Annotated in this window: 13 protein-coding genes; 5 read left to right on the forward strand and 8 right to left on the reverse strand. The window is 42.2% G+C overall.

The features are described from left to right. Nucleotides 1-282 precede the first annotated feature (282 nt). The 4 genes from HC965_RS14990 (at nucleotide 283) to HC965_RS15005 (ending at nucleotide 4,250) form a co-directional block, all read left to right on the forward strand. Complete coding sequence (locus HC965_RS14990) at nucleotides 283-1,131, forward strand: prephenate dehydratase (protein WP_191032221.1); 849 nt, start codon at nucleotides 283-285, stop codon at nucleotides 1,129-1,131. Further along, nucleotides 1,106-2,284 (forward strand): pyridoxal phosphate-dependent aminotransferase, encoded by a 1,179-nt coding sequence (locus HC965_RS14995; protein ID WP_191032222.1) that lies wholly within the window; start codon nucleotides 1,106-1,108, stop codon nucleotides 2,282-2,284. Before HC965_RS14990 ends, HC965_RS14995 begins: the two co-directional genes overlap by 26 nt. A 93-nt stretch (nucleotides 2,285-2,377) precedes the next feature. Next, a complete protein-coding gene (locus HC965_RS15000) occupies nucleotides 2,378-3,439 on the forward strand; it encodes a bifunctional 3-deoxy-7-phosphoheptulonate synthase/chorismate mutase type II (RefSeq protein ID WP_191032223.1) in 1,062 nt (353 codons plus the stop codon). Between the two features lie 37 nt (nucleotides 3,440-3,476). Beyond that, nucleotides 3,477-4,250 carry a prephenate dehydrogenase/arogenate dehydrogenase family protein gene (locus tag HC965_RS15005; protein WP_073347560.1) on the forward strand — a complete coding sequence of 258 codons (774 nt, stop codon included), beginning with the start codon at nucleotides 3,477-3,479 and terminating at the stop codon, nucleotides 4,248-4,250. A 61-nt stretch (nucleotides 4,251-4,311) separates the two neighbouring features. On the opposite strand, the gene HC965_RS15010 is transcribed toward HC965_RS15005, so the two are convergent. After that, nucleotides 4,312-6,120, reverse strand: coding sequence for a BACON domain-containing protein (locus HC965_RS15010; protein WP_191032224.1), 1,809 nt, complete (start codon nucleotides 6,118-6,120; stop codon nucleotides 4,312-4,314). A 185-nt stretch (nucleotides 6,121-6,305) separates the two neighbouring features. Here HC965_RS15010 and dnaG point away from each other — a divergent pair, with 185 nt between their 5' ends. Further along, nucleotides 6,306-8,387: a DNA primase gene (dnaG, locus tag HC965_RS15015; protein ID WP_191032225.1), complete on the forward strand. Its 2,082-nt coding sequence runs from the start codon at nucleotides 6,306-6,308 to the stop codon at nucleotides 8,385-8,387. 21 nt (nucleotides 8,388-8,408) lie between these two features. On the opposite strand, the gene folE is transcribed toward dnaG, so the two are convergent. From folE to ndk, 7 genes are all read right to left on the reverse strand, one after another. Next, nucleotides 8,409-8,999, reverse strand: coding sequence for a GTP cyclohydrolase I FolE (gene folE / locus HC965_RS15020; RefSeq protein WP_191032226.1), 591 nt, complete (start codon nucleotides 8,997-8,999; stop codon nucleotides 8,409-8,411). A gap of 7 nt (nucleotides 9,000-9,006) precedes the next feature. Further along, on the reverse strand, nucleotides 9,007-9,456 hold the full coding sequence (locus tag HC965_RS15025) for an SPOR domain-containing protein (RefSeq protein WP_191032227.1): 450 nt from the start codon (nucleotides 9,454-9,456) through the stop codon (nucleotides 9,007-9,009). A gap of 102 nt (nucleotides 9,457-9,558) precedes the next feature. Beyond that, entirely contained in the window at nucleotides 9,559-10,314 is a 756-nt protein-coding gene (gene tpiA / locus HC965_RS15030) for a triose-phosphate isomerase (protein ID WP_191032228.1), read from the reverse strand. Between the two features lie 68 nt (nucleotides 10,315-10,382). Further along, on the reverse strand, nucleotides 10,383-11,786 hold the full coding sequence (locus HC965_RS15035; protein ID WP_191032229.1) for a BT_3928 family protein: 1,404 nt from the start codon (nucleotides 11,784-11,786) through the stop codon (nucleotides 10,383-10,385). Then, the gene (locus tag HC965_RS15040) at nucleotides 11,776-12,318 is read right to left on the reverse strand and encodes a DUF1599 domain-containing protein (protein WP_191032230.1); all 543 of its coding nucleotides are present in this window, start codon (nucleotides 12,316-12,318) and stop codon (nucleotides 11,776-11,778) included. The genes HC965_RS15035 and HC965_RS15040 overlap by 11 nt, the downstream gene beginning before the upstream one ends. A 123-nt stretch (nucleotides 12,319-12,441) precedes the next feature. Beyond that, a complete protein-coding gene (locus tag HC965_RS15045; protein WP_191032231.1) occupies nucleotides 12,442-13,314 on the reverse strand; it encodes a peptidoglycan DD-metalloendopeptidase family protein in 873 nt (290 codons plus the stop codon). Between the two features lie 19 nt (nucleotides 13,315-13,333). After that, on the reverse strand, nucleotides 13,334-13,798 hold the full coding sequence (ndk, locus tag HC965_RS15050; protein ID WP_044653644.1) for a nucleoside-diphosphate kinase: 465 nt from the start codon (nucleotides 13,796-13,798) through the stop codon (nucleotides 13,334-13,336). Between the last annotated feature and the right edge of the window lie 192 nt (nucleotides 13,799-13,990).

The raw sequence follows: 13,990 nt of genomic DNA on the forward strand, positions 1-13,990 counted from the left end.
GACAAAGAATAGGTAAAATCATCAAAGAAAAAACGTTTTTTTATTTGCACAATAAGATAAAAGCGTTACTTTTGCCCCATAATTAAAAAAACAAAGACTCGTATGAGATCATTTACTTATGCATATTACTTCTTTTTTTACTTTTACTTTAGCAACAAAGTAGAGCGGGAGTTTGTATGTATCAAGTGACAGTGATGCTTAAGGACTGAATAAGAGAAATCAATCATATGAATCCCGCTCCAATCATGGATGCGGGATTTTTTTATATAATACATTAGAACAATGAAAAAGATAGCAATTCAAGGAACACTCGGCTCATATCATGATATCGCCGCACACAAGTACTTCGAGGGAGAAGAAATAGAGTTAATCTGTTGTGCCAACTTCGAGGACGTGTTTAGTTCGATACGAAAAGACAGCCAGGTTATCGGAATGCTAGCCATCGAAAATACGATTGCGGGGAGCTTGCTGCACAACAATGAGTTGTTGAGACAAAGCGGCACGCAGATTATCGGTGAATACAAACTGCGTATTTCTCACAGCTTCGTCTGCCTGCCCGACGAAAGTTGGGAAGACCTGACGGAAGTCAACTCCCACCCTATCGCCCTGATGCAATGCCGTGATTTTCTGAATCAGCATCCGCAACTGAAAGTGGTAGAAGGTGAAGATACCGCCCGCAGCGCTGAAATCATCAAAAAGGACAATCTGAAAGGCCATGCAGCCATCTGCTCTAAGACAGCGGCAGAACGCTACGGAATGAAAGTCCTTCAGGAAGGTATCGAAACAAACAAACATAATTTCACCCGTTTCCTGGTTGTTTCCGATCCCTGGCAGGTAGACGAACTTCGCCAACATCACGCCAACACAACCAATAAGGCAAGTATGGTATTCACTCTACCGCATACGGAAGGCAGTTTGTCACAAGTATTATCTATTCTATCTTTTTACAATATTAATCTGACCAAGATACAATCGTTGCCGATTATCGGACGTGAATGGGAATATCAATTTTACGTAGATGTAGCTTTCAATGATTATCTAAGATATAAGCAATCTATTGCAGCAATCACTCCATTAACTAAAGAACTCAAAACATTAGGCGAATATGCAGAAGGAAAGTCAAATGTATAAAATCGCTCCTGCCGACAGACTGGCAAGTGTAAGCGAATACTACTTCTCCAAGAAACTGAAAGAGGTAGCACAGATGAATGCAGAAGGAAAAGACGTTATCAGCCTGGGTATCGGAAGCCCTGATATGCCGCCTTCGGCAAAGACTATCGAGACATTGTGCAACAATGCTCATGATCCCAACGGACACGGTTATCAGCCGTATGTAGGTATCCCCGAACTTCGCAAAGGTTTTGCTAATTGGTATCAACGCTGGTATGGAGTGGAACTGAACCCGAATACGGAAATACAACCATTGATTGGTTCGAAAGAGGGTATTCTTCATGTCACACTGGCGTTCGTCAATCCGGGCGAGCAAGTGCTGGTTCCAAATCCGGGATACCCTACTTATACCTCTCTGAGTAAGATACTCGGTGCGGAAGTTATCAACTATGACCTGAAAGAAGAGGATGGTTGGATGCCCGACTTCGAGGCTTTGGAAAAGATGGACTTGAGCCGTGTGAAGCTAATGTGGACTAACTACCCGAATATGCCGACAGGCGCCAATGCAACTCCCGAACTGTATGAACGTCTCGTAGACTTCGCCCGTCGCAAGAATATTGTGATCGTGAACGATAATCCGTACAGCTTCATTCTGAATGAAAAGCCTATCAGTATTCTGAGTGTGCCGGGAGCCAAAGAGTGTTGCATTGAGTTCAACTCCATGAGCAAAAGTCACAATATGCCGGGGTGGCGTATCGGTATGCTGGCATCAAACGCAGAATTTGTGCAATGGATATTGAAAGTGAAAAGCAATATCGACAGCGGAATGTTCCGCGCCATGCAGCTGGCGGCAGCAACAGCTCTGGAAGCTGAAGCAGACTGGTACGAAGGTAACAATGAGAATTATCGCAACCGCCGCCATCTTGCCGGTGAGATTATGAAAACATTAGGTTGTACCTACGATGAAAAGCAAGTGGGAATGTTCCTTTGGGGAAAGATTCCGGCTTCTTGCAAAGACGTGGAAGAACTGACGGAAAAGGTGCTACACGAAGCAAGGGTGTTTATCACACCGGGATTTATCTTTGGCAGTAACGGAGCAAGATATATTCGTATCTCCCTTTGTTGCAAGGATGCAAAATTAGCGGAAGCATTGGAAAGAATCAAAAGACTCTAACCGTTCTTAAGCAAAGGGGATTACTGATAATCAAACTATATCCCGCCGGAGTCGTTACAATAAACAAGAATAAAAGTAAAAACAAATAAGAATATGGAACTCGAATCAATTTTATTGCCGGGCATTGAAGCTAAAAGACCGATTGTCATTGCCGGCCCATGTAGTGCAGAGACTGAAGAACAAGTGATGGATACAGCCAAGCAATTGGCAGCTAAAGGTCAGAAGATATACCGTGCCGGAATTTGGAAACCGCGTACCAAACCGGGTGGTTTCGAAGGTATCGGCGTGGAAGGTCTTGCCTGGCTGAAAGAAGTAAAGAAGGAAACAGGTATGTATGTTTCTACCGAAGTAGCTACTGCCAAGCACGTTTATGAATGTCTGAAAGCCGGAATTGATATCCTTTGGGTAGGTGCACGTACTACTGCGAATCCTTTCGCCGTGCAGGAAATCGCTGACGCTCTGAAAGGGGTAGATATCCCTGTACTTGTCAAGAACCCTGTGAATCCTGACCTTGAATTATGGATTGGAGCTTTGGAACGTATCAACAACGCAGGTCTGAAACGTTTGGGTGCTATCCATCGTGGTTTCAGCAGCTATGATAAGAAGATTTACCGTAATCTTCCTCAATGGCACATTCCTATCGAACTGCGTCGCCGCATTCCTAATCTCCCGATTTTCTGTGACCCGAGCCACATCGGTGGAAAACGTGAACTGGTAGCTCCGCTTTGCCAGCAAGCAATGGACTTGAACTTCGACGGTCTGATTGTAGAAAGTCACTGCAACCCGGATTGTGCATGGAGCGATGCTTCGCAACAGGTTACTCCTGATGTACTTGATTATATCCTCAACCTGCTGGTTATCCGTACCGAAACCCAATCTACGGAAAGCCTGAGTCTATTGCGCAAACAGATTGACGAATGTGATGATAACATTATCCAGGAACTTGCAAAGAGAATGCGTGTTGCCCGTGAAATTGGTACATACAAGAAAGAACATAGTATCACTGTACTCCAAACCGGACGTTATAATGAGATTCTCGAAAAGCGCGGTACACAAGGAGAGCAATGTGGTATGGATGCCGAATTTATGAAGAAAATCTTCGAAGCCATCCACGAGGAATCTGTTCGTCAGCAGATGGAAATTATCAATAAGTAGTCAGGTATTGACTACTTACTATTAAATAAATAAGAATATGAGAATATTAATCCTTGGAGCCGGAAAAATGGGCTCCTTCTTTACTGATATTTTGAGCTTTCAACACGAGACGGCCGTGTATGACGTCAACCCGCACCAGTTGCGTTTTGTCTATAACACGTATCGTTTCACTACATTAGAGGAGATTAAGGAATTCGAACCGGAACTGGTCATTAATGCCGTCACCGTAAAGTACACGCTGGATGCTTTTCGCAAAGTATTGCCCGTACTTCCCAAAGACTGTATCATTAGTGACATTGCCTCTGTAAAAACAGGACTAAAGAAGTTTTATGAAGAAAGTGGTTTCCGTTACGTTTCCAGTCACCCGATGTTTGGCCCTACTTTCGCCAGCCTTAGTAACCTAAGCAGCGAAAATGCGATTATCATCAGTGAAGGGGATCATTTGGGAAAGATATTCTTCAAAGACCTCTACCAAACGTTACGGCTTAATATTTTCGAATACACATTCGACGAGCATGACGAGACAGTAGCCTACTCGCTTTCTATCCCGTTCGTCTCGACTTTCGTATTCGCAGCCGTAATGAAACACCAGGAAGCTCCGGGAACTACGTTCAAGAAACATATGGCTATCGCCAAGGGGCTATTGAGCGAGGATGATTATCTGCTTCAGGAAATCCTATTCAATCCACGTACTCCGGGACAAGTGACCAATATCCGCACCGAGTTGAAAAACCTTCTCGAAATCATCGAAAACAAGGATGCGGAAGGGATGAAAAAGTATCTGACGAAGATTCGGGAGAAGATTAAATAAATTTCCATTTCCAAGTACTAATACCATATAATGAAGGTATTAGTACTTGGAAACAATACACTTACCATTGAAGGCGGTATAGGTTTCCTTTCTTCAAACTAATTTCTTCTCCTTCTTTCTTTTCGATAAGCTTCCCTTTTTTATCATATAAAGCCATTTTCAAAGTAATCGTTTGAGGGTATATCAGAAAATTGCAAGAACGTGTACCGTCAGGAATATTCACCTTCACATTGTTTTGCTTATCAACAAAAACAGCTTTGACTGGTTCATAAGTTGGATCCCAATATGGAGCATTATTATAAATTAAATAGGTAGCCTTACCTGATAATATAGAATTATTCCCTCCTTCCACAACAACGTAGCCTAAATTATCCACAGACTCATTCAGGAAGTTTAGATTCACAGAAGCCGAACAAATATTTAATTGTACCTCAGCCGGATTAGGAATTTCACTTACCATATAGGGTGTCGCTAATGCACCATAATAAGGAGTTTGTTGTTTTCCTGAAAGCTCTGAAAAAAACTCGACTGTACATGAATAAATATCATCACAAGGAGAGACAAGGCCAATCGGATAACAAACACTATAAGAATCTGCCTTTGGCAAATCTACATAAAGATTTTTAGATATCTCATCATACTCCACTTTATACTTTACTCCATTTACCAATACTTTTTCATCCGCCTTCAATTCATTACTACTTTCAAGCACATCACCAACTCCTCGTATACCAGGAATTTTGAGATATAGACGTTGACTAATAGAAGTTTGTTTTATTTTCTTAGTCTCCAATATATTACCGGACAGATCTTTAAAAAGAATATTTCCTTCTCTCATCTTTCCATTGTTTGCTTCAACCTGATAATTTACTTCATAAATATCACTGAACAGCTTTTTCTTATCCACTTTCATCCAAGAACAATCAGACACAGCAGTAAAGCCAGTGGAAGATATCACCTTATACTCACCTGAAAATCCTTCCACGGGTCCATCTTGGGAGGGAATAATTCCATCTTCCAGAATTCTAAATGCAATATCCTCTCCTATTTGTCCGTCACCATCCAAATCTAAAAAATGATAAAAAGGTGGGATTTTATAATCGTCAATGCGTTTCTCTTCATAAAAGTCAAATAGTCCTTTTACTATGAACGGTAAATTAATATATTTCTCGTTCAGATGAATTTTCTCTTTTAAAGACGAAGATAATGTACCATCTGCTTCAAGTGCTGAAGCAATATCTGATATTAATACCGACAGCTCACCTGTAGTACGGCTTTGTTGCAACAAACAAGACATTGCCAATAAGATAGCATCTGCTTTACGTTCACCGGATATATCCATTTCGGAAAACTCTATTCCCGATATATCTCCTACAGGCATTCCCAAAGCCTTCAATACTTCCGTCTCTGCTTTTCTCACAGAAGCATCGAAATCCATTCCGTTAGCTACTAATCTTTTAATCCGCAGAAAAGACAATGTAGTCAGCAAATTCACATTTACTTTTTTCTTATCTACCGATGCCACAGCTTGCAAACTAAGTGGTGCTTCTGACACAGAACTACTATTTTCATTATAGTAATAACCATTCACTCGTAGCTCTACATAATTCGTTTTTATCAAACTGTTGATTGAGAAATTGCCCGAATCGTCAGCAATCTGCTCAGGATAACTCTCACCAGTAGCCGACAAATCATCATTTAACGCAAATATCGTTATCTGAGAATTTTTGATGAAAGGACCTTTCTGAACTGCTCCAGTAATCTTGTATTTAACCTCTCCATCTGTTTTCTCATCTGTATCATGGTCGCTACAAGAAAGAAAGGTAGCAACAAGCATAACTAATAAACAAACACCACTCTTTATATTCATTTCTTTTATTTTTTGTGAATAAGCCCCTTATTTGGCTACAAAGATAATGAAAAGGCAGACGGCTTAATCGAACCCTATGATTTTTATCTGTAAATACCTCAATTTACCTCTTTTTATCTATAGAACTAAGACAAATCTGACTAGTAAACATTATCTTTGCAGCGAAAAAAAACGTTTAAGGAAGAATGATAGATCAAGTTACCATAGACCGGATATTGGACGCGGCACAGATTATGGATGTCGTTTCAGATTTTGTCACCCTGCGCAAGCGTGGTGTCAATTACGTCGGTTTGTGCCCGTTTCATAGTGACAAGACACCTTCTTTTTACGTTTCTCCCGCCAAAGGGCTTTGCAAATGCTTTGCCTGTGGCAAAGGTGGAAACGCGGTGCACTTCATCATGGAGCACGAGCAGATGTCTTATCCGGAAGCTCTGAAATACCTTGCCAAGAAATATAATATTGAGATTAAGGAACGGGAGTTGAGTGATGAAGAGAAGTTTGTGCAAAGCGAACGCGAAAGTCTGTTTATTGTTAATAACTTCGCACGCGACTACTTTCAGAATATACTGAAGAACCATATAGACGGTCGTAGCATCGGTATGGCTTATTTCCGTAACCGTGGTTTCCGGGATGACATTATCGAGAAGTTCCAATTGGGATATTGCATTGACAGTCACGACGCTTTCTCTAAAGAAGCATTACAGAAAGGATATAAGAAGGAATATCTCGTAAAGACAGGGCTTTGTTATGAGACAGACGATCATCGTTTGCGGGATCGTTTTTGGGGACGTGTCATTTTCCCTGTTCATACCCTCTCCGGTAAAGTAGTGGCCTTTGGCGGACGTGTGCTCGCAAATGCGACAAAGGGTATCAAAGTCAAATACGTCAACTCACCCGAATCGGAAATTTATCATAAGAGTAACGAATTATACGGTATCTATTTTGCCAAACAGGCAATTGTAAAGCAAGACCGTTGTTTCCTGGTCGAAGGTTACACGGATGTTATTTCTATGCACCAATCCGGTATAGAGAATGTAGTCGCTTCTTCGGGAACGGCTCTCACACCGGGACAAATCCGTATGATTCATCGCTTCACCAATAACATGACTGTGCTTTATGACGGTGACGCGGCAGGTATCAAGGCTTCTATCCGAGGAATTGATATGCTACTTGAAGAGGGGATGAACATCAAAGTTTGCCTGCTGCCCGACGGTGACGACCCTGACTCTTTTGCCCGCAAGCATAACTCAACGGAATTTCAAGCTTTCATATCAGAACATGAAACGGACTTTATCCGTTTCAAGACTAACTTATTGCTGGAAGACGCAGGAAAAGATCCCATCAAGCGGGCGGAACTTATCGGTAATTTGGTGCAGAGTATCTCCATTATACCGGAAGCAATTGTACGGGATGTATATATCAAAGAATGCGCACAGTTGCTACATGTAGAAGATAAACTGCTGGTATCGGAAGTTGCCAAAAGACGGGAAACACAAGCGGAGAAACGCGCCGAACAGACTGAACGTGATCGCCGTATTGCCGCAAGGACAGCCGCGATGTCTCAAGGTGAGCCTGCCGGAAATGCACCCATGCCGGATGGTGATGTTCCGTTACCACCGGAAGTTGCCGATGCCGGATATACAGAAGCCCCTTTCCCGCCACAAGAAGATAACTATGCCTCTTTTATTCCACAGGAAGGAAAAGAAGGACAGGAGTTCTATAAATTCGAGCGACTGATATTGCAGGCGGTAGTCCGCTATGGAGAGAGAGTCATGTGTAATCTGACGGATGAAGAAGGAAACGAAATTCCGGTGACCGTTATAGAGTACGTCATCAATGACTTGAAAGAAGATGATTTAGCTTTTCATAATCCGTTACACCGCCAAATGTTGTCGGAAGCTGCCACACATATGCACGATTCAGGTTTCGTAGCGGAACGCTATTTCTTGGCTCATCCCGATCAGGTTATCAGTAAATTGAGTGTGGACTTGATTAATGTGCGTTATCAGCTTAGTAAATATCACTCTAAGTCACAGAAAATCGTGACGGATGAGGAACGTCTTTATGAACTGGTTCCAATGCTGATGATTAACTTCAAATATGCAATTGTAACTGAGGAATTAAAGCATATGCTTTATGCTTTGCAAGACCCTGCACTTGCGCACGATAATGAAAAGTGCGATTCGTTGATGCAACGCTATAATGAACTAAGAACAGTCCAAAGCATTATGGCTAAACGTCTGGGAGACCGCGTCGTTTTACGCTAATCTCCTAAGGCGGGAAACTGTTTATACCCGTCCGTGTTGAATGAGATTCATAAACTCTTCGCGAGTCTTTGCCTGGTTGAAGGCACCTGTAAAATCTGAGGTAGTAGTAATAGAGTTCTGCTTTTCCACACCACGCATTTGCATACACATGTGTTTTGCTTCCACTACAACCATCACTCCCAATGGATTCAATGTTTCCTGGATACACTCTTTGATTTGCAGCGTCATGCGTTCCTGCACTTGCAGGCGATGAGAGAAAATATCGACTACACGGGCAATCTTGCTCAACCCGGTGATATAGCCGTTAGGGATATAAGCCACGTGCGCCTTTCCGTAGAACGGCAACATATGATGTTCGCAGAGAGAGAAGAAATCAATGTCCTTTACAATCACCATCTGACTATATTCTTCCTGAAATTTAGCGGAGCGAAGTACTTCGTGAGGATCCATATGATACCCCTTTGTCAAACTTAACATCGCTTTAGCCACCCGTTCCGGAGTTTTCAACAATCCTTCCCGTTCGGCATCTTCGCCCAACAAAGTTATAATACTGTGATAATGACTTTTCAATTCCTCCAGATTCGGAGAGACAATTTCTTCTTTTCCTAACATGATAGATTTATAAAGGGATATTTATCTGATCTCTTACAATAGAGACCTCTTTGAACACACCGGTAGCTTTCAACCGACGCATCATCGCGTCCGCCTCTTCAATACTCCTGAAGTCACCCACACGGCAAAGCCAACGGGGCGGAGTGAATGAAGTATAAATCGGCAATTCCGGGAAATACTCTTTGATACGTGATGCTACATGATAAGCATCATTCTTTGCCTGACGGGTATTATTACCGGCATATGCCTGTATTCTGAAACCGGAAGTCTTTATTACCTTCTGCTCACCTGTCGAAGGACGTTCCACACCAATCAGAGCTCCAATACGGGGATCTTGATGAATAGTCACTTTTCCCTGTCCCGGTACGGTACGTTCCAGGCTTTTGACAATGCCCTGTGCTTGTATGCCGGCACCTGTCAAGACCAACAATAAAGTAAGTAAAGCTAGCTTTTTCATTTTATAAATAATAGTAGGCACGGATTACGCGAATTACACGGTTTCTGATTTCATACACTAAACCGTGTAGTCCGTGAAATCCGTGCCTGAAATAAGTTTTAATTATGCGTTAAATGCATCAATGATACCTTTGAAATCAGATACTTTCAAAGCAGCACCACCAATCAAACCACCATCAACGTCCGGGTTAGAGAACAGTTCTTTAGCGTTAGAAGGTTTGCAGCTACCACCGTAAAGGATAGAAGTATTGTCTGCGATTTCCTTGCCATACTTGTCAGCTACGATTGAACGGATGAAAGCGTGGATTTCCTGTGCTTGTTCAGGAGTAGCAGTTTTACCTGTACCGATAGCCCAAACCGGTTCGTAAGCCAATACAATCTTAGAGAAGTCTTCAGGAGACAGAGAGAATACAGATTCCATCTGAGCAGCTACTACTTCATTCTGCTTGTTAGCTTCGCGTTCTTCCAATACTTCACCGATACAGAAAATCGGAGTCAGACCATTAGCCAAAGCCAATTTTACTTTTTCTTCAAGGATAGCAACTGTTTCACCGTAGTAAGCACGACGTTCTGAGTGACCTAGGATTACATATTTAGCACCAGTAGAAGCAACCATTTCAGCAGAAACTTCACCTGTGTATGCACCTGACGCTTTGTCTGCACAGTTTTCAGCACCAACACCGATCTTAGCAGCGTCTACCAACGGAGTAACAGAAGCCAAGTGGATAAACGGAGTACAGATAACTACATCACAATTCGGTTTTTCAGCCAATGCTTCGTTCAGTTCTTTTGCCAAAGCGATACCCTCTTGAAGGGTTTTGTTCATTTTCCAGTTTCCTGCAACAATGTTCTTTCTCATTTTGTTTTCTTTATTTAAAGGGTTAATAAATTTACTATTCTCTTATTTACGATTTACTATTTAATGGTCTATGGCTTCACCTCGCTGGAGTTATCCGTTGACATTGGCGCGTTGTCCGTCGGCTTTTGGGCACTGCCCGTCAGTTCTTGGGTTTCAGCTGCTTTCAGAGCCTCTTCCTGCTGTTTCCGCTTGGCGAATTTCCGTTCTCTGCGACGAACCACCAACACATCTACTCCCAATACCAGTAACAATGGAATGATGAACCATAAGAATACATATCCCACTGTGTGAGCATCACTTTCCATCTTTTGTTGTCCCAACGACAAATCTTCCAGTTTGTCGGTCAGCACATATTCATCCGGTATATCCTCATCGCTCCATTTATTCAGAATCGTTCCGTTCTTTATCAACATCAATCCCGGATTGGAGCGAACCATCGTCTTCAGGGTTATATCATCCATCTGACAGAAAGGATATTCCGCTCCGGTCTTATCCTTCCACAATTCTATCTGTTCTTCCGGTGAAGAAGTCAGGCAATAGAACTTATAGCCATGTTCCACCGAGTAGTCATATATTTCGTTAATCAAGTCAATGTTACTGTCATCCGCTTCTTCAATCCGATGGGCAACCAACAGGAAAGTGTATCCCATATCAGTCAAGACATCTTGTGTGATATCATCTCCTGTGCTCAAGTCCATCATGGAGAAATCGTGGATAGCCGGTTCATATCCTTTTTCTTTGAGTACAGTGCGTGTATCTACAAATGTCCATGTACTGTCCGGATAGTTATCCAGCGTAAATTCTTTCTTTTCTCCGTTCTTCTCCAGGATAAAGACACTTTCATATACACTAGGTTTTGCTCCTTCGGGCATTGTCATTCCCTCCATGATATTCTTCCCTATCTTATAGGGGCGAAAATCTAAAACAGGCAGACGGTCCAAACAATAGAATGACAGGGTAAATACAAAAAACAGGGTATATAAAGAAACCAGCCATTCCATTTTCACACTAATAAAGCGGGTCAGCATCGTCCTGTATCGGAATGCTGCAATTGCCGCAAGTAGCAATATGACATTCTTTCCAAATGTTTCCCAATTTGTCAACACCCATGCATCACCAAAACAACCGCAATCTGAAACCGGGTCGAAGAGGGCAAGATACAAAGTCAGTGGTGTCATGACAATCATTAGCATCAGTGCCAACGAAGAAGCAAGTGTTCTCCGCGTACCGAAAAACAGGGAGATACCGACAAAAAACTCAATGGCAGACAGTGTAATACCACCCAGCAAAGGGAAAAATGAAGGGAACCAGGAAACCATGCCGAATGCAGTCAGATAATCCTGTATCTTATACTGGAAACCCAGCGGATCAACTGCCTTGACAAATCCGGAAAAGATGAACGAAGCCGCCAAAAGAAAGCGACCGGTATTCGCTATGACTTTCTGAATAATATGTAAGTTCTTATCCTTCAAATTCTATCTTTATCAGTCCGAAAACAGAGTAATTTATCATATCCATGTAATTGGCGTCAATTCCCTCGGACACCAACGTATTGCCGGATAGAGTTTCAATCTGCTTGGTACGGTATATCTTCATCAGAATCAAGTCTGTGTAAGAGCTGACACGCATACTACGCCAAGCTTCATCATAGTCATGATTCTTGGCAAGCATCAGTTCCAATGCCTCTTTGGCATATTTATCGTATAAAGCCATCGCTTCTTCATTGCTGATGTCGGCAGATTCGGCATATCCCAGTTCCAACTGGATAAGTCCGATGATGCCATAATTGACAATCGCAATAAACTCGGCACGGATTCCTTCATCGATCAAGGTCACCCCCTTAGTTTCAATACTACGAATCCGGTTGGCTTTGATAAAAATCTGATCGGTTACTGAAGCCGGACGCAGAATACGCCACGCAGGCCCGTAATCGTGCAGCTTCTTGGAAAATAAGTCACGGCACAAAGCGATGACATGTTCAAATTGTTGCTTGGTATCTTTCATTTTCTTCCAAATAGTGCGCAAAGGTAACAATAATTAAGTAAAAACAGAAAGAGGGCACTCTAAATTATATTAAAGTGCCCTCTTCAAAAGCTATTGTATTACTGTTTTATAAGCAAGTGTCTTTTATGAACAACGCAAAACCTGATTCGGACGTAAGATAGTCTTAGTTGTAATACGGTTCAACTTACAAAGTGTAGAAATAGTAACGCCTGTTTTCTTTGCAATGCGTGAAAGAGAGTCGCCACTTTTAACCTTATAATAGCGCACTGCGCCGTCAGCCACCTGAGTATCATGTGAGCCTGCGCGTTTCACGCCTTGTGTCTTCCTGAACGTATAAGTATCGGCAACGATATCTTGCTTCGGGAAGTCAAACATATAAATCGGGTTGATTGCAATTCCCAGGAAACGGGTTTCAAAATGAAGATGTGAACCAGTAGAACGTCCTGTATTACCACCCAAACCGATCGGTTCGCCGGCTTTCACCAACTGGTCGTTTTCAACTAACTGTTTTGACAAGTGTCCGTAGACAGTTTCCAATCCATTGTCGTGACGAATTACGACATACTTTCCATATCCTCTGCGTTCATATTTCACAACGCGTACTTTACCGTCGAATGCGGCAACGATAGTATCGCCGATGTTCACTTTCAAGTCCAGACCATTATGCATTCTTCTCCAACGAGGGCCGAAAGGCGAAGTAATTCTCGTACTCGGAGTCGGCATATGGAAGCCTGTCAGGTCGATAGTGTAAGTTTCGGGGATAATAGCATTTCCGTAAGCGTGTACATACTGGTTGTTCCAGTTAGGATAAAGACTTAGGGCGGGATATTCGGACTGTTCGGCGCGGATTTGCTTTTGCAAGGCCAAAGAGTCTACAGATTTTAATTTCTTGTCTATCGGTGCTTGGCGAGCAATCAGGTCTTGAGAGAAAGAGCTCAGACTAACCATAGCCGCTACGGCTACCAATCCAGTTTTAATAATGCAATTGAAATTCATTCGTTCTTTGTCAATTCATTTAATATTCGTCGTTTGCATACAGGTAGTCAAAAGTCGCCTGTTTGTACTCGAATATTTCTTCCGGTTTAAAAAATCTCATTAATTCAATAGCTGCGGTTTCCGGAGAATCAGAAGCATGAACTATATTTTCTTGAAAGCTCATACTGTAATCCCCACGAATGGTTCCCGGAGCAGCCAGACGTCCATTAGTCGGTCCCGCCAACGTACGGACTGTTTGAATAGCATCCACACCCTCAAAACAACAAACGATAACAGGAGCTGTCATCATGGAATCTTTCACACGTTGAAAGAATTCTTTGCCACTGAGATGGGCATAATGTTCGCTTAGTAATTCATCAGTCAGTTGCATCATCTTCATGCCGGCCAACCGTAATCCTTTACGTTCGAAACGATGAGTTATCTCACCAATCAATCCCCGTTGAAGGGTACATGGTTTTAAAATGACCAGCGTTTTTTCAAGCATAATACTCGACTTTTCAATTGGTTAAACGATACATTTACTAAAAAAATTCCCCCAAAGGTAGTATTTTCCTTTGAAACAGCAAGAGAGTTATTAACTATTTTTCAGATGGTTAGCGACAAAAGGGAGAAGAAATCAGCCCTTAATCCCCTATAAATAGGAGAGATAGAGACCAAATATGTTATGCAACACATT

This window comes from Bacteroides sp. GM023 (assembly GCF_014750685.1).
Taxonomy (GTDB): Bacteria; Bacteroidota; Bacteroidia; order Bacteroidales; family Bacteroidaceae; genus Bacteroides.